Annotated in this window: 15 protein-coding genes and 9 tRNA genes; 18 read left to right on the plus strand and 6 right to left on the minus strand. The window is 44.2% G+C overall.

Going from position 1 to position 15,623, the window contains the following annotated elements; all coding sequences use genetic code 11:
* Positions 1 to 38: 38 nt before the first annotated feature.
* The 3 genes from prmC to hemA are packed head-to-tail and all read right to left on the minus strand — an operon-like array spanning position 39 to position 3,290.
* Positions 39 to 878 (minus strand): peptide chain release factor N(5)-glutamine methyltransferase, encoded by an 840-nt coding sequence (gene prmC, locus ACYTPF_RS02750; protein WP_461851133.1) that lies wholly within the window; start codon positions 876 to 878, stop codon positions 39 to 41.
* Between the two features lie 36 nt (positions 879 to 914).
* Positions 915 to 2,000: a peptide chain release factor 1 gene (prfA, locus tag ACYTPF_RS02755; protein WP_179982972.1), complete on the minus strand. Its 1,086-nt coding sequence runs from the start codon at positions 1,998 to 2,000 to the stop codon at positions 915 to 917.
* A gap of 15 nt (positions 2,001 to 2,015) precedes the next feature.
* On the minus strand, positions 2,016 to 3,290 hold the full coding sequence (gene hemA, locus ACYTPF_RS02760; protein WP_461851134.1) for a glutamyl-tRNA reductase: 1,275 nt from the start codon (positions 3,288 to 3,290) through the stop codon (positions 2,016 to 2,018).
* A gap of 131 nt (positions 3,291 to 3,421) precedes the next feature.
* On the opposite strand from hemA, the gene lolB reads away from it, so the two are divergent.
* The 4 genes from lolB to ACYTPF_RS02780 all read left to right on the plus strand — a co-directional run bounded on the left by lolB (position 3,422) and on the right by ACYTPF_RS02780 (position 6,022).
* On the plus strand, positions 3,422 to 4,048 hold the full coding sequence (gene lolB / locus ACYTPF_RS02765; RefSeq protein ID WP_461851135.1) for a lipoprotein insertase outer membrane protein LolB: 627 nt from the start codon (positions 3,422 to 3,424) through the stop codon (positions 4,046 to 4,048).
* Entirely contained in the window at positions 4,048 to 4,932 is an 885-nt protein-coding gene (ispE, locus tag ACYTPF_RS02770; RefSeq protein WP_461851136.1) for a 4-(cytidine 5'-diphospho)-2-C-methyl-D-erythritol kinase, read from the plus strand. The genes lolB and ispE overlap by 1 nt, the downstream gene beginning before the upstream one ends.
* Positions 4,933 to 4,965: 33 nt before the next feature.
* Positions 4,966 to 5,041, plus strand: a tRNA-Gln gene (locus ACYTPF_RS02775).
* Positions 5,042 to 5,074: 33 nt separating this feature from the next.
* Positions 5,075 to 6,022, plus strand: a complete 948-nt coding sequence (locus ACYTPF_RS02780; protein ID WP_012517998.1) for a ribose-phosphate pyrophosphokinase — start codon at positions 5,075 to 5,077, stop codon at positions 6,020 to 6,022.
* Positions 6,023 to 6,097: 75 nt separating this feature from the next.
* On the opposite strand, the gene ACYTPF_RS02785 is transcribed toward ACYTPF_RS02780, so the two are convergent.
* Positions 6,098 to 6,406 (minus strand): hypothetical protein, encoded by a 309-nt coding sequence (locus ACYTPF_RS02785; protein ID WP_179982968.1) that lies wholly within the window; start codon positions 6,404 to 6,406, stop codon positions 6,098 to 6,100.
* 622 nt (positions 6,407 to 7,028) lie between these two features.
* Between ACYTPF_RS02785 and ACYTPF_RS02790 the strand changes: the two genes are divergently transcribed.
* The 14 genes from ACYTPF_RS02790 to ACYTPF_RS02855 all read left to right on the plus strand — a co-directional run bounded on the left by ACYTPF_RS02790 (position 7,029) and on the right by ACYTPF_RS02855 (position 14,022).
* A complete protein-coding gene (locus ACYTPF_RS02790) occupies positions 7,029 to 7,484 on the plus strand; it encodes a ribose-phosphate pyrophosphokinase (protein WP_461851137.1) in 456 nt (151 codons plus the stop codon).
* A gap of 325 nt (positions 7,485 to 7,809) precedes the next feature.
* Positions 7,810 to 8,442 carry a 50S ribosomal protein L25/general stress protein Ctc gene (locus ACYTPF_RS02795; protein WP_179982966.1) on the plus strand — a complete coding sequence of 211 codons (633 nt, stop codon included), beginning with the start codon at positions 7,810 to 7,812 and terminating at the stop codon, positions 8,440 to 8,442.
* Positions 8,443 to 8,447: 5 nt separating this feature from the next.
* Positions 8,448 to 9,029 carry an aminoacyl-tRNA hydrolase gene (pth, locus tag ACYTPF_RS02800; protein WP_025254772.1) on the plus strand — a complete coding sequence of 194 codons (582 nt, stop codon included), beginning with the start codon at positions 8,448 to 8,450 and terminating at the stop codon, positions 9,027 to 9,029.
* Positions 9,030 to 9,070: 41 nt separating this feature from the next.
* Positions 9,071 to 10,162, plus strand: a complete 1,092-nt coding sequence (gene ychF, locus ACYTPF_RS02805; protein WP_179982965.1) for a redox-regulated ATPase YchF — start codon at positions 9,071 to 9,073, stop codon at positions 10,160 to 10,162.
* Between the two features lie 328 nt (positions 10,163 to 10,490).
* Entirely contained in the window at positions 10,491 to 11,300 is an 810-nt protein-coding gene (locus tag ACYTPF_RS02810; protein WP_461851138.1) for a peptidylprolyl isomerase, read from the plus strand.
* A 171-nt stretch (positions 11,301 to 11,471) separates the two neighbouring features.
* Positions 11,472 to 11,548 (plus strand) — tRNA-Met (locus ACYTPF_RS02815).
* Between the two features lie 35 nt (positions 11,549 to 11,583).
* A tRNA-Leu gene (locus ACYTPF_RS02820) sits at positions 11,584 to 11,668 on the plus strand.
* Between the two features lie 4 nt (positions 11,669 to 11,672).
* Positions 11,673 to 11,748 (plus strand) — tRNA-Gln (locus tag ACYTPF_RS02825).
* A gap of 35 nt (positions 11,749 to 11,783) precedes the next feature.
* Positions 11,784 to 11,868, plus strand: a tRNA-Leu gene (locus ACYTPF_RS02830).
* 2 nt (positions 11,869 to 11,870) lie between these two features.
* Positions 11,871 to 11,946, plus strand: a tRNA-Gln gene (locus ACYTPF_RS02835).
* Between the two features lie 52 nt (positions 11,947 to 11,998).
* Positions 11,999 to 12,075, plus strand: a tRNA-Met gene (locus ACYTPF_RS02840).
* Between the two features lie 32 nt (positions 12,076 to 12,107).
* Positions 12,108 to 12,192 (plus strand) — tRNA-Leu (locus ACYTPF_RS02845).
* Between the two features lie 4 nt (positions 12,193 to 12,196).
* Positions 12,197 to 12,272 (plus strand) — tRNA-Gln (locus tag ACYTPF_RS02850).
* Positions 12,273 to 12,615: 343 nt separating this feature from the next.
* Complete coding sequence (locus ACYTPF_RS02855) at positions 12,616 to 14,022, plus strand: alanine/glycine:cation symporter family protein (RefSeq protein ID WP_461851139.1); 1,407 nt, start codon at positions 12,616 to 12,618, stop codon at positions 14,020 to 14,022.
* A gap of 181 nt (positions 14,023 to 14,203) precedes the next feature.
* Here the strand turns inward: ACYTPF_RS02855 and ACYTPF_RS02860 are convergent, their stop codons facing one another.
* The gene (locus ACYTPF_RS02860; protein ID WP_461851140.1) at positions 14,204 to 14,860 is read right to left on the minus strand and encodes a cupin domain-containing protein; all 657 of its coding nucleotides are present in this window, start codon (positions 14,858 to 14,860) and stop codon (positions 14,204 to 14,206) included.
* Positions 14,861 to 14,910: 50 nt separating this feature from the next.
* Positions 14,911 to 15,531: a flavin reductase family protein gene (locus tag ACYTPF_RS02865; protein WP_461851141.1), complete on the minus strand. Its 621-nt coding sequence runs from the start codon at positions 15,529 to 15,531 to the stop codon at positions 14,911 to 14,913.
* Between the last annotated feature and the right edge of the window lie 92 nt (positions 15,532 to 15,623).

The following is a 15,623-nucleotide window of genomic DNA, read 5'->3' on the forward strand; positions in this document are numbered from 1 at the left end:
TACTGCCAATTCTATGCGTGATGAAAATAATGAAAGCGCTAACGCCACTGACCTAGCGTCACGCGGTCGTTGTTACCGAAATCTTTGACAGTCTTAACCTTAACAAAGCCTGCATCAGTGAGCAGTGTATTAACCGCACTTCCTTGATCGAAGCCGTGTTCGAAGGCTAACAAAGCCCCTTTATTGAGGTATTCAGGCGCATTCTTAATAATGTGCTTTATATCGTCTAAGCCATCGTGGCCCGAGGTTAACGCTGTTTTCGGTTCAAAACGCACGTCGCCTTCATCAAGGTATGGGCTGGTTTCTTCGATATAAGGCGGGTTTGAAACAATAATGTCGAAGGTCTGGCCATCGAGTGCACTAAACCAGTCACTTTGCACGAAGCGGGCATTAAGTAAGTTGTTAGCTTGTGCATTACGAGTAGCAAGTTTTACCGCTCCCTGCTGGAAGTCCACACCAGTAACTGATGCTTTAGGTAATTCGCTTGCTAACGCCAGAGCAATAGCGCCCGTGCCCGTTCCTAAGTCGCAGATTGATAAAGGATGAGCTAGATGTTCATTGGCCCAGTTGAGCACTTGCTCGACCAGCACTTCAGTGTCAGGACGCGGTATTAAGGTATCCGGCGAGGTAAATAGTGATAGGGTCCAGAAATCGCGCTTGCCGATAATATAAGCAACAGGCTCACCCCGTTTTCTTTTTGCCACTGCAGCTTCAAATTGCGCCTGCTCAGTGTCATCCAAGGTTTTATCTGGCCATGTGAAAAGGTAAGTTTGAGACTTACCCAGAATATTGGCCAATATAACTTTGGCATCAACAGAGGGTGACTCGCCACCCTCTAGTTGTTTAACAGCCCACGCTAGGGCGTTATCTATGCGCATTATCTTTTTTAACGCTATTTTTGCTGCAATACGAAATTATTCGTCAGAAAGCGAGGCTAACAAGTCAGCCTGATGTTCTTGCAAAATCGGATCGACGAGCTGTTTTAGATCTCCTTCTACTACTTCATCTAAGCGGTAAATAGTCAGGTTGATACGGTGATCGGTAACGCGACCTTGCGGGAAGTTATAAGTACGAATACGCTCTGAGCGGTCACCACTACCTACTAAGCTCTTACGGGTAGAAGCTTCTTCTGCCGCGCGCTTTTCTTCTTCAATTTGATTTAAACGCGCTTGAAGTACTGACATAGCTTTCGCACGGTTTTTATGCTGTGAACGCTCATCCTGACACTCTACAACCAAGCCTGTTGGCAAGTGAGTAATACGAATAGCAGAGTCAGTTTTGTTAACGTGCTGACCACCCGCGCCCGATGCACGGAAGGTATCGATACGAAGCTCAGCCGGGTTGATTTCGATGGCTTCTGACTCAGGGATTTCAGGCAAAACAGCAACAGTACATGCAGAGGTGTGAATACGACCTTGTGATTCGGTTTCTGGTACACGCTGTACGCGGTGACCGCCCGACTCGAACTTGAGCACGCCGTAAACGCCATCGCCACTAACGTTAGCAACCACCTCTTTATAGCCACCGTGTTCACTTTCGTTGGCATTCACCAACTCAACACGCCAACCGCGGCTTTCTGCATAACGGCTATACATACGGAATAAATCACCTGCAAATATCGCCGCTTCGTCGCCACCCGCACCTGCGCGAATTTCTAAGAAACAGTTGTTATCATCGTTTGGATCTTTAGGCAGAAGTAAAACCTGAAGCTCAGTTTCAAGGCGCTCAATTTCAGCCTTAGCTTCTTTCATCTCTTCTTGTGCCATTTCACGCATTTCAGCATCGTCTTCGTTCAGCATTTCCTGTGCTGAGCTTAAGTTTTCTTGTGCTTGCTGATAGGCATTAAAGCCAGCGACTACATCTTCTAGCTGACTGAACTCTTTTGACAAGTTGCGAAACTTATCCTGATCGCCGATAACTTCAGGGTCGCCGAGTAACGCCTGAACTTCTTCGAAACGCTCGACTAAGTGTTCGAGTTTCCTAACTACCGACTCTTTCATATGCTTCTTATTACCTTATTTATTATTGTCTGACGAATAGTCAGATAAATCTAATGCCTGTCCCATCCAACGGCTTAACGCCGGGTCATCGTGCATGGCAGCTTCGCGTAACGCCAGGGTTGTTGAATGCAACAGCGTATTGGTTAGTTTATACGCCATTTCTTCTAATACCGCTTCGGCATTTTTACCTTCCGCTAATTGCGCTTTGGCTTTTTCCACAATATCGTCACGCTGCGCCATGCCTTTCTGGCGATACTGTCTTACTAAATCTATAGATTGCTGCGACTGTTTCCATGTCATATAGTCGCCAGCTTGTTTGTCGATAAGCTTTTCAGCTTCTTTTGCAGCTTGCTCGCGGTTTTCTAAATTCTTTTGAACAATGTGCTGTAAGTCATCGACAGTATAAAGATAGGCATCACCTAGCTCGTTTACTTCTGACTCTATATCTCGCGGTACTGCCAGGTCGACCAAAAACATAGGCATGTTTCTACGCTGTTTAAGCGCTTTTTCCACCATGCCTTTGCCAATTAAGGGCAGTTGGCTAGCTGTAGAGCTTATCACGATATCAAAATCTTTTAAGTGCTCTGGTACTTGCGACAAGGTAAACACGCTTGCATCCAGTGTTTCGGCTAAGGCTTCTGCTCTGGCCACCGTTCTGTTTGCAACGGCTAAGCAGCTTACGCCCTGCTCTTTCAAATGCTGTGCAACCAATTCAATAGTTTCACCAGCGCCTACTAGTAGCACTGAACGCTTTGGTAATTCAGCGAAGATATGCTTGGCAAGTTGCACTGCTGCATAGGCCACGCTAACCGCGTTCGCCCCTATATCAGTTTCACTGCGAACGCGCTTGGCCACTGAAAATGTGTGTTGAAACAGCTTATCAAACTCACTGTTCACCATACCTGAATGCTTTGCATCACCAAACGCCTGTTTTACCTGCCCTAATATCTGAGGCTCACCTAAGATGAGTGAATCAAGGCCGCTGGCTACGCGCATAATGTGCTTTACTGCTTCATCTTGCGCTAGAACATAGCTATTGCTGGCAATCTCTTCTACGTCTAAGTGATGAAAGTCACTTAACCATTGTAAGAGCTTTTGACCCGTATCGTCCTGGGTATTGACGTAAAGTTCGGTGCGGTTGCAGGTGGATACAATGACAGACTCATCTATGCCATCCAGCTTTTTTAAACTCGCAAGCGCTTCCACCAGAGAATCTGGTGTAAAAGCCACTTTTTCGCGAAGTGCTACTGGTGCTGTTTTGTGGTTTATACCGAGGGCGAGTAAAGTCATTAAAATCTGTGCTGGCAACGTCGGAGCGGCATTGTACGAAAAACGCAAAATGATTGAAAGTGTTGGTGAAACTGTGTTCCCATAATGTCACAACTAAATGTGTTTTATTTTTATACGGGTATGTTGCCTTAATGATTCGCTTATTTTCCTTATTATTTGCCCTTTGCTTTTTATTAAGTGCATGTACGACCGCTCCGAAAGGCCCAGAAAATGCGGTAAACCTTACTGCGCAACTCGAAAAAGTGGCTGAAGTCCACCAATGGCAAATGCGCGGAAAAATTGCTTTTCGCCAAGGAAAAGAAGCGGCAAGTCTTAATTTAGTCTGGAAAAACGATTCCGGCGATTTCGATTTTCGATTAACTAATTTCTTAGGAGTAAGTCTAGTTAACCTAAACGTGAACAAAAACCAGTCAGTATTAGAGGCTGACGGCGAAACCTATGTAGATGCTTTACCAGAACCACTTATTTATCAAATCACCAAAATGGTAATACCGGTAAAGCCTCTTCTGTCTTGGGTAAAAGGTCTGCCCCTTGAAGGCGATAAATACACCTTAACCGAAAAAGGGCTTGTGAATACCCTTGAAAGCTATTGCCAAGGTTGCCGTAATTGGCAGGTGACTTACGGCAACTACGGTAGTGTTGATTTAGAAGATGAAACATCTGTATGGCTACCGCACAGCATCACGCTTACCCAAGATGAAACCCCAAATATGCCTAAAACTCAGCTTAAAATTAAAATTTATCAGTGGACTCTGTAGTGAACGCATCTGAATCAACGCAAAAAGATTGGTGGCCTTCCCCCGCCAAACTAAACCTGTTCTTACACATTTTAGGCCGATACGACAACGGCTATCATCAGCTTCAAAGTTTATTTCAAATGCTGGATTACGGCGATGCCCTCGCCTTTGATATAGATAATGCCAACAAAGAAGGCATAGATAATTCAAATATCCGAATGGAAGTGCCACTAGATGGTGTACCCGATGATGATAATTTAATCATAAAAGCCGCGCGATTGCTGGCAGCAAAAACCAAGTGCAATAAAGGTGCTGTTATTTCACTTGATAAACGGCTACCCATGGGTGGCGGCATTGGGGGTGGCTCATCGAATGCAGCAACAACCCTTGTCGCGCTTAATCATTTATGGAATACAGGGCTAAGCGAAAACGAACTAGCCGAGTTAGGATTAAGTTTAGGTGCCGATGTACCTATCTTCGTACGAGGCCTTACAGCATTTGCAGGAGGTGTGGGTGAAGAGATAACGCCCGCACCACAAAAAGAAATGTATTTTCTTGTCGCAAACCCTAATGTTCATGTAAGTACGGCTGAGGTGTTTACTTCTCCCGATTTGCCCAGAAATACACCTGCGATACGATGGGAAGACTATAAATTTGAAAAAACTTGGAATGATTGTCAGCAATTAGTCGCGAATCGCTATCCTGAAGTTGCAAAATTATTACAGTGGTTGGTACACTACGCACCGTCGCGAATGACGGGCACAGGTGCTTGCGTATTTGCCACTTTTTCTGACTACACTTTAGCCGAACAGGTTAGGGCTAAAATGCCTGAAGCCTGGCAGAGTTTTGTCGCAAAAGGTGTGAATCGCTCACCACTATTAGACAAATTAGAACAACAAAAATAGCGTGTACGCCACATCGGACAAGAACTTAAAAATTGGGGTATAGCCAAGTTGGTAAGGCAGCGGGTTTTGATCCCGCCATTCGTAGGTTCGAGTCCTGCTACCCCAGCCAAACCTCTTTTATCAACGCACTGAGGAACCACTTGTGCCAGATATGAAGCTCTTTGCAGGTAATGCCGTACCAGAACTTGCCCAGAAAGTTGCCGATCGCCTCTACACCAAACTTGGAAATGCCAAAGTTGGCCGTTTCAGTGACGGTGAAATCAGCGTAGAAATTCATGAAAACGTCCGTGGCTCGGACGTTTTTATTATCCAGTCTACGTGTGCACCTACTAACGATAACCTTATGGAACTTATTGTGATGATCGACGCACTACGTCGCGCATCCGCTGGTCGTATTACAGCAGTAATTCCTTACTTTGGTTATGCACGCCAAGACCGTCGTGTTCGTTCAGCTAGGGTGCCAATTACTGCGAAAGTAGTGGCTGACTTCCTGTCTAACGTTGGTGTTGACCGCGTACTTACCATCGACCTACACGCCGAACAGATTCAAGGTTTCTTTGATGTTCCGGTGGATAACGCATTCGGTACTCCTATCCTTCTTGCTGACATGGTAAGACGTGACTTTGCCGACCCTGTTGTCGTTTCTCCTGACATTGGCGGTGTTGTTCGTGCACGTGCTACTGCGAAACTACTTAACGACACCGACCTTGCCATTATCGATAAACGTCGCCCTAAAGCGAACGTGGCTCAGGTAATGAATATTATTGGTGATGTTAAAGATAGAGACTGCATCATCGTTGATGACATGATTGATACAGGCGGTACGCTTGCAAAAGCAGCAGAAGCACTTAAAGCACATGGTGCTCGCCGTGTTTATGCTTACGCTACTCACGCTATTTTTTCGGGTAACGCTGCAAACAACCTTAAAGAGTCTGTTATTGACGAGATTATCGTTACCGACTCGATTCCATTAAGTGCGGATATGAAGCAAATCGGAAAGGTAAAACAGCTTACTCTTTCTGAGATGCTTGCTGAAACCATTCGACGCATTAGCAACGAAGAATCTATTTCAGCAATGTTTGAATACTAATTCAAACTAAAAAACGAGTGAAACAGTGATGATAAATAGCACTGTTTCACTCGCTTCTTTTACGGGAAGTTTTATTTAGTTACCCGTTTCGTCTTCTTCGTCGTCTTCTGGCATATCTACGTCAACAACAGGTACTTCAACTTCTTTAGTCTTTGTTTTTACGTCAACGTCCATCGTATCGACGTCATACTCAGGCATTTCGCCACCTTCAACATCAACGTCTGGCATTTGTCCATCATCGGTTTTCTTTACTTCATATTCAGGAAGCTCGCCAGATTCAACGTCAACATCGGGCATTTCGCCATCTTCAGTTTTGTTCACGTCGCACGCACTTGCCGCTAGTGCCAAACTCGATACTGCAAAAATTTTAGTTAAGTGCTTCATTTTCTCTCCTTAAAAACGTTGCTTTTGATAATCCCCAAATAAAGTTATGGAGATTATGCTAACTGCGTAATACATTGCCTTTTGACTAGATAAGTAGGTCTCGGGGCTGTCATTACATAAGTCAATGGTTATGAAGCAGGCTCTATGCCAATCACTTTACAATATAGGGGGAAGCGCGGAGGACGAAATTCCATTTCAGCCTATTCTTCCCTTTTCGATAAAGAAAGTTCTATGTTTTTTTGCTGCATCACTTAGTATAAAAAGTTGTTGCCATCGCCCTATGAACAGCGGTTTAAGCAAATTTATAAAACTTTTTCTTCGCCAGTTACTGTGAAATAAAAGCATTTATAATCTTCCCTTAAAAATTCTTCGTTTTTGTAAAAATTAAAAATCTCTCTCTCGTTCAAAAAAATGAGCTCTACTTTTTAAAAGGTGAAAAAGATGTATAGGTTTCTGCGTTTTTTGTAGAAATTACTTAAACACCATGGAAAACTGTAAAACAAAGAACAAATTTATTTGGTAGACCCCAAAAGTTATGCACTGCAGTGCGCTTTACTCTAACTGGGTGCTAGCTGAACGCTAACGATAAAGCCCTACTCTTATCTAATAGAGGAATATAAGAATGACAACACATCGCCTTAAACTTGCACTTATTTTTACTTCAGTACTTACGCTTGTAGCTTGCTCTCAAGAAGAAGCCAATAAGGACATCAACATGGTAGATAAAGAAAAACAAATGGACACAAAGGTTGAGTCTATGCCTAAAGAACTGGTTGCTGAGCCTGTTACACAAGCTGAAGCCATTGAAGAGAACGTGAAAGGTGAAGTATCTATGAAAGGCAGCATTATATATAAAGACTTAGAGGGCGGTTTTTATGCGTTTATTGCCGAAAACGGCGACCGTTATACGTTACATGGCCTCGACGAAACTTATCAAAAGAATGGCCTCGTTGTTGAAGTCAAAGGTACACCTAAGCCTGATATGATGACGTTCACCCAATTTGGTACTGTACTTCAAGTATCAAGCGTTAAAGTTCTTGATACCAGCAAGGTCATTGATAACCTGCAAACGAAATAGCCGTATTCTGTGCGAGGCAAGTAGCCTGTTATTGTAATATAGCACGGTTAGAAATCTGTCTTTACTGTTCTTGTTATAATAAAAGCGCGCCTCGGCGCGTTTTTATTATTAGTATCGTCAATTTTATACTTACCCGCTTCTATTTTTATCTGTGTTGGCAATTGTATGTTGTAGTGGGTGGTGTTAGAATTCGCCGCCCTTGAATTTTGGGCTGATGATTTATTGTGCGTAAGAATGTATTTTCAAACGTGACAAACATCAAATTACAGTGGGTTTTGGTCGCAAAAATCCACATCATTAGACTTATATTTTTTGGAGACAGACAATGTCTGAAGCAAATTTCAAACTAGATGCTTCTGTTCGTACAGACCTAGGGAAAGGTGCGAGCCGCCGCCTACGTCGCGAAGATAAGCTTCCTGGTATCATCTACGGTGGTGAAGAAGCACCAGTTTCTATCACACTAGATCACAACAAAGTTAACAACTCTGCTGACTTTGAAGCGTTTTACTCTCACGTTCTTGAACTAAACCTAGACGGTAAAGTTGTTGAAGTTCTAGTTAAAGACATGCAGCGTCACCCGTACAAGCCAAAGATCATGCACATTGACTTCCAACGTGTAATCGCTGGCGAAGACGTTCACACTAACGTACCACTTCACTTCGTAAACGAAGAGAAGTCTGCTGCTGTTAAAGCTGGCGGTATCGCTGAGCACCACGTAACTGAAATTGAAGTTACTTGTCTGCCTAAGAACCTTCCAGAGTTCATCGAAGTAGATATGGCTGCTGTTGAAATGGGTCAAACGCTACACCTTTCTGACCTAACACTTCCAGCTGGCGTTTCTTCAGTAGAACTTGCTAAGAACGACGAAGCTCACGACCTAGCAGTTGTGACTGTTAAGCCTGCTCCTAAAGCGGCTGACGCAGAAGAAGACGGCGAAGAAGAAGCTTCAGAGGAATAATCCTCTTGGCTGATATCCGCCTAATCGTGGGCCTGGGTAATCCAGGCCCCGAATATGAAAATACCCGACACAATGCCGGTGAATGGTTTCTCAACCAACTTGCCGACACCTATAACGCCCCGCTAAAACCAGAAACCAAATTCTTCGGTAAGACTGCTCGCATTACTATTGCTGGCAAAGATGTCCGTTTGCTCTACCCCACTACGTTTATGAATAAAAGTGGACAAGCCGTAGCAGCACTGGCTAATTTTTACCGCATAGAACCAGAACAAATATTAGTAGCATTTGACGAATTAGATTTGCCTCCCGGCGTAGCAAAATACAAAGTGGGTGGAAGTTCTAGTCAAAACGGCGTACGTGACATTGTGGCTAAAATGGGTAACAACAAGAATTTTTTGCGTTTGCGCATAGGTATTGGTCATCCAGGTCATAAAAGCCGAGTAACCGGCCATGTTCTTGGTAAGCCACCAGCGGATGAAAAGGCAGCTATTGAAAGCGCCGTTGATGAAGCGGTACGCTGTACCGAAATTTTGCTGAAAGAAGACCTTAAGCAAGCACAGAACAGGTTGCACTCTCACAAAGGGTAAACCTAGCCAGTTTTCACTTTTCCAAACTAAGGATCCATACCATGGGTTTTAAATGCGGTATTGTTGGCCTACCAAACGTAGGTAAATCAACACTTTTCAATGCATTAACAAAAGCAGGTATCGAAGCGGCCAACTTCCCTTTCTGTACCATCGAGCCAAACACAGGCGTAGTACCTGTGCCAGATCTTCGTTTGGACAAGTTGGCTGAAATCGTAAATCCACAGCGCGTTATTCCTACTACTATGGAATTCGTTGATATTGCGGGTTTGGTAGAAGGCGCATCTAAAGGTGAAGGCTTAGGTAATAAATTCCTAGCGAACATTCGTGAAACCGACGCTATCGGTCACGTAGTACGCTGCTTCGATGATGAAAACATTGTTCACGTTGCAGGTCGCGTTAGCCCTAAAGATGACATCGATGTTATTAATACCGAGCTTGCGCTATCTGATTTAGAAACCACAGAAAAAGCACTTCACCGTGTAGCAAAGCGCGCTAAAGGCGGCGACGCTGACGCTAAGTACGAAATGAAAGTACTTGAAAAGATTAAGCCGCACCTAGATGAAGGCTTATTACTTCGTTCACTTGAGCTTAGCAAAGAAGAACTTGCGGCAATCAGCTACATGAACATGCTTACTCTTAAGCCAACTATGTACATTGCTAACGTAAATGAAGACGGCTTTGAAAACAACCCGTACCTTGACCAGGTAAAAGAGATAGCATCTGGCGAGAATGCGACTGTAGTAGCCGTTTGCGCATCTATCGAGTCTGATATCGCGGAGCTTGAAGATGACGAGCGCGAAGAGTTTATGCAAGACATGGGATTAGAAGAGCCGGGGCTTAACCGCGTAATTCGTGCCGGTTATAACTTGCTAACGCTTCAAACTTACTTTACCGCAGGTGTTAAAGAAGTGCGCGCTTGGACTTTCCCTGAAGGTTCAACTGCACCACAAGCAGCGGGTAAAATTCACACCGACTTCGAGAAAGGCTTTATTCGTGCCGAAATAGTGAGCTACGATCACTTTGTCGAGTTTAACGGCGAACAAGGTGCTAAAGATGCAGGTAAATGGCGTCTTGAAGGTAAAGACTACATTGTTAAAGATGGTGACGTTATCCATTTCCGCTTTAACGTGTAATTTCTAAAGTAGAAATTAGTGCTGTTTACAAAAGCCACCGCAAGGTGGCTTTTTTGTTTGCCGTAACCAATTGTGAAGTATACATAGGGCTGATATAACTAATAAAAAACTACCGACTTTTACAATGATTTTTAAACAGTTCTGCAATTTACACTCGTTCGCAGTATCGAAAGGCACGTCGCAACGATACACACAACTAAAAAAACGACAATCTCTATTTAGGGCCTCAGTTAGAACATTATGTTTACTAGGCTTTGTTAGTTTTTCCATTGCGAGTGAAACTCAAGTTAAAGCGGTAAACATACAATCTGACATCAGCGGCGGTGAAATGGCACCAACATTGGTGAGCAATGCCGATAGTTGGTATCAGGTACCCCAAGCTAATACGGTGACTTTTAAAACCGCACATGGCGATGTAGTTATTGCACTTCACCCAACACTTGCGCCAAAGCATGTGGCTAGGTTCAAAGCCCTCATAGACGCAGGCTTTTACAACGAGCAAGCGTTTTATCGTGTAGTAGATGGCTTTGTGGCACAAGCGGGCAGCAATGACACCCACGACACATTTCAATTTGCAGCAAATCTGCTGAAGCCAATAAGCGCTGAATTTACTCAGCCACTTAATAGCAATGTAAAATTGGTCGAATCTAAGGATATGTTTGCACCTAATACTGGATTTTTAGACGGATTCCCAGTGGGTATAGATAAAAATCGAAAAGAAATGTGGGGGCTTCACTGCCCTGGTGTTGTGGCGTTTGCTCGCAATAGCGAAAAAGATACCGCCAGCACCGAGTTTTATATTGTAATTGGTCAAGCACCACGACACTTAGATAGAAATATGTCGGTGGTAGGCCGTGTAGTGAGAGGTATGGAACTACTTCAAAAATTACCTAGAGGCAATATGGACACAGGTGGTGTACTAGATGAGATAACCCAAGAGAGTAAAATAAAGCAGGCTTTTGTGCATACTAGCAACTCAACGCCTTACTTTTTACAAACACCACACCATGAAGAATATAAAAAACGAGTGAATACAGGAAAAAACCTAGATAACCCGTTTTTTCATGACAATACCTATGGCCCGCGCCCTATTGACGTGTGTTATTACCAGACAAAAGCCAGTGACAAAACTTGGTAAATGGGTACTTAACCCCTTGCAAGTTGTTCAAATTCACGGCTTTTTGTGCGTATTTCGCCCTAATGCGCACACTTAATGAGCATTTAAAAAAAGTTAGTAAAAAAGGGGTTGACGGTTGCCAGTCATATACGCATAATACGCGCCACTTCCTGAGAGGGAAGAGAATAGCAAGGCTACGTAGCTCAGTTGGTTAGAGCACATCACTCATAATGATGGGGTCGCAAGTTCGAATCTCGCCGTAGCCACCAATTCTCTGTTATCTCTTTTAGGAAAGTCTAGCTACGCGGAAGTGGTGGAATTGGTAGACACGCTGGATTTAGGTTCCAGTGCTTCACGGCGTGAGAGTTCAAGTCTCTCCTTCCGCACCACGACTGGGGTATAGCCAAGTTGGTAAGGCAGCGGGTTTTGATCCCGCCATTCATAGGTTCGAGTCCTGTTACCCCAGCCATTCTTTTTTGAATGACTATTATAGCTAGCGTCTACGCGGAAGTGGTGGAATTGGTAGACACGCTGGATTTAGGTTCCAGTGCTTCACGGCGTGAGAGTTCAAGTCTCTCCTTCCGCACCATTTGGGGTATAGCCAAGTTGGTAAGGCAGCGGGTTTTGATCCCGCCATTCATAGGTTCGAGTCCTGTTACCCCAGCCAAATTCTTGAGAAGCCGCTCATCGAGCGGCTTTTTATTGAAGATAAAAGTTTAGGCTACGTAGCTCAGTTGGTTAGAGCACATCACTCATAATGATGGGGTCGCAAGTTCGAATCTCGCCGTAGCCACCAACTTTTACATTCCTTAATTGGAAGTCTACATTGCGGAAGTGGTGGAATTGGTAGACACGCTGGATTTAGGTTCCAGTGCTTCACGGCGTGAGAGTTCAAGTCTCTCCTTCCGCACCAATATTGGGGTATAGCCAAGTTGGTAAGGCAGCGGGTTTTGATCCCGCCATTCATAGGTTCGAGTCCTGTTACCCCAGCCATATTCTTGAAAAAGCCGCTCTTTTGAGCGGCTTTTTTGTTTGTGTTTACCCTTTCTAAAAAGTGCTGGTAGATTCTAGTTAAAAAAACCTACGCCCTTCCCTTCTAAATGAATAAATTTGCTATATGCGAGCATAAAACGTCATAATTTCAGTACGTTTTCATTGTCCAATCATTTAACTGTCGTGCTAGTATTGGTTCTTTATCGATATAGCTCGGCTTATTCCAAGGTTTAGCAAATATGTGTTTGCTTATGCCGAAGCGTTTGTTCTGACAACGCTCCTGTCATGTTCAGTTCATCTTTACACGCCGAGCATCAATTAAAACAATAACGAAGGAAAGTGCGTGATAAACGAATTCGTTTCATTAGTTAACAATATTCTTTGGGGAGACGGCCAGGTACTTATCATTATGCTGCTTGCATGTGGTATCTGGTTTACCGTAAAACTTGGTGGTGTACAGCTTAGGCACTTCGGCCATATGTTCAGCCTGCTTAAAGGCAGTAACACCTCTTCTAAAGATGGGATCAGTTCATTTCAAGCTTTATGTACCAGTTTATCTGCCCGCGTGGGTACTGGTAACTTAGCTGGCGTTGCGGTTGCTATATCACTAGGTGGCGCTGGCGCTATCTTTTGGATGTGGATGATTGCCCTATTAGGTATGGCCACCGGCTTTGCTGAAAGTGTTTTGGGTCAGCTTTACAAAGTACGTGACGAAAACGGCGAATTTCGTGGCGGCCCAGCCTACTACATTAAGCAGGGTTTGAATAAAACGTGGTTAGCTGTCGCTTTCTCGCTGTGTTTGTTCTTTGGCTACGGTTTTGTTTTCAGTGCCGTACAAGCTAACACTATTACCGATGCATTAAACAATGCGTACTCTTTCCCTGCTGAATATGTTGGCCTAGCCATTATTGCCCTAGCCGCTTTAATTGTAGTGGGAGGGCTTAAAAGCATTGCCCGTTTTGCCGAGTTTGTGGTTCCTTTCATGGGGATTGGCTACGTACTAGTAGCGCTCACCATCACCTTCATTAATATTTCCGAACTGCCCGCTATGCTGCTTGATATTATAAAGTCAGCTTTTGGCTTGCAGGAAGCTGGCACTGGCGCACTAGGTGCTGCCATTAAAAATGGAATTCAGCGTGGTCTCTATTCAAATGAAGCGGGTAGCGGCTCGGTACCGCACGCAGCAGCAAGTGCTGTTCCAAACCCTAATCACCCAGTATCTCAAGGTTACATTCAGATGCTTGGCGTTTTCTTAGATACACTAGTACTGTGTACGTCTACTGCCTTTATCATTCTACTTGCTGGCGGCTCAAGCTCTGATCAAATGGAAGGCATACGCTTAACCCAAGACGCGATGAGTAGTCACTTAGGTGAAGGCGGTACCGACTTTGTGGCAGCCGCCATCAGCTTATTTGCATTCACATCTGTAGTAGCAAACTACGCCTATGGCGAAAGTAACCTGCACATGTTCAAGCTAGATAACAAAATAGGCCGTTTGGTCTACACTATTGGCTATTTAGGCATGATTTATTGGGGTGCACAAGCAGCGCTACCTCAGGTATGGGCCATGGCCGACATGGCGCTAGGTTTAATGACGGTAATCAACATCATCGCTATTGTATGGATGACCCCAACCATTGTTTCTATCAGCAAAGACTACTTTAAGAAAAAAGACACTGGCGCAAACATGGAATACAAAGCGGGTGACTGTGAAATACAGGGTAAATCAGAAGATGGCGTGTGGGATTAATTTCGACTTTAAATTAAGTTAGATGTTATTCCCGTAACTATAACTAAGTAGCTCTAAATAAGTCAGCTACAGCAAGAAAGGCTAACCTAAGGTTAGCCTTTTTTATGTCTAGCCATGAGTTGGCAAAAACAATTCATCACGTCATATTCATTTACTATCAGAATGTAAAAGTCATGATGTCTTACAACGCCACTGGCAAATGCCCTGTCTTGACCCAGATGATTGTTTCTTCATCAACGTATGGGTGATGCTGACTCATATGCGGGCTTCTTATCCATGTACCTTTGGGGTATTCACCATGCTCGTCTTTAAACGTCCCAGACAGTACAAATATTTCTTCACCACCGAAATGCTTGTGGGGCTTAAATACCTCGCCAACAGGCCACTTAACCAGCGCAACATGTTCATGCTCAAAGTTGTGAAGCGGCATCACCTCTAAACCGCCCTGCCCTTGCAGCCATTCTGCCGTATTCGTGTTCACTCTAACCTCAGCTAAATCGCGCTTATCGAATTGATTCAGTTTAACCAAGATCACGCAGCCTTCTTTACTAAACGGGCTGTGTTTACTGCCTGGAGGATTGCGCAGGTATGTGCCTGCAGGGTAGTCTCCATGCTCATCGGAAAACACGCCTTCAAGCACTAAAATTTCTTCTCCGTACGGATGGCTATGCTGTTTGAAGCTAGCGCCAGGCTCGTATTTCACCACGCTGGTTGTATGGCCAGACTCTTTTGCTTCACGCTCTAACGGCTTACGCCAAACAGTGGAAGACGGTGACGGCTGCCACTCTTGCTTTTGTGTATTGATAGCTAAGCGTTCATCAAAGTTCATATTTAACATTTAGGTCACCGATTGGTATTGGCGCGTTGTCGCTATTTTCTTAAAGACCGTTACTCAGGTCTTAGCATTTCGAAAAAATTATCTTGGGATATAGTGTAGTAATCACCTCGTCCGCCGCCACGACTCACTGGCGCGCTTTTTAGCGTACTGTAAACACCGTTTTCAATTAGCGACTTATCAATGTGTACGCCCACGACTTCGCCCATAATGAACCAACTATTCACCGCATCACCTGAAGCCGTCTTAAGCTGCACCACATCGGTAAGCTTACATTCCATGCTCACCTTACTGGCTTTCACGCGAGGAACCTGCACTATTTCGCTTTCTACGGTTTGAAGTCCAGCATGGTCGAACTCGCTTTCCTCAGGCGCTAAAGGTTTGCTTGTTGTATTCATCGCATCAACTAAATCTTGTGATACGAGATTCCAGCAAAACTCGCCTGTTTCCTGCACGTTTATCAATGAGTCTTTCTTACTGCCTACTACAGAAAAGCCGATAATTGGCGGCGTATAATTAAGGGCATTGAAAAAACTGTAAGGGGCAAGGTTTAGCACACCCGCTTTTGATTTTGTAGAAATCCACCCTATGGGGCGCGGTGCAATAATCGCGTTAAAGGGGTCGTGAGCTAAGCCATGACCTTCTTTTGGTTTATAAAAATGCGTTTGTGACAAAACCATTCCTTAAAATGTGTGGTAGTGTAAAACTACTACTGATATGAACGCTTACACGGCGTTTTTCAAGGGCTTTGGATTAAAGGTTGTTT

The sequence above is a fragment of the Alteromonas sp. HB246098 genome, from assembly GCF_054890645.1.

Excerpts from the sequence above, each read along its gene's own strand:
- prmC (WP_461851133.1), bottom strand. The coding sequence starts at position 878 with ATGCGCATAGATAACGCCCTAGCGTGGGCTGTTAAACAACTAGAGGGT.
- prfA (WP_179982972.1), bottom strand. The coding sequence starts at position 2,000 with ATGAAAGAGTCGGTAGTTAGGAAACTCGAACACTTAGTCGAGCGTTTC.
- hemA (WP_461851134.1), bottom strand. The coding sequence starts at position 3,290 with ATGACTTTACTCGCCCTCGGTATAAACCACAAAACAGCACCAGTAGCA.
- lolB (WP_461851135.1), top strand. The coding sequence starts at position 3,422 with ATGATTCGCTTATTTTCCTTATTATTTGCCCTTTGCTTTTTATTAAGT.
- ACYTPF_RS02785 (WP_179982968.1), bottom strand. The coding sequence starts at position 6,406 with ATGAAGCACTTAACTAAAATTTTTGCAGTATCGAGTTTGGCACTAGCG.
- ACYTPF_RS02790 (WP_461851137.1), top strand. The coding sequence starts at position 7,029 with ATGACAACACATCGCCTTAAACTTGCACTTATTTTTACTTCAGTACTT.
- ACYTPF_RS02795 (WP_179982966.1), top strand. The coding sequence starts at position 7,810 with ATGTCTGAAGCAAATTTCAAACTAGATGCTTCTGTTCGTACAGACCTA.
- ychF (WP_179982965.1), top strand. The coding sequence starts at position 9,071 with ATGGGTTTTAAATGCGGTATTGTTGGCCTACCAAACGTAGGTAAATCA.
- ACYTPF_RS02810 (WP_461851138.1), top strand. The coding sequence starts at position 10,491 with ATGGCACCAACATTGGTGAGCAATGCCGATAGTTGGTATCAGGTACCC.
- ACYTPF_RS02860 (WP_461851140.1), bottom strand. The coding sequence starts at position 14,860 with ATGTTAAATATGAACTTTGATGAACGCTTAGCTATCAATACACAAAAG.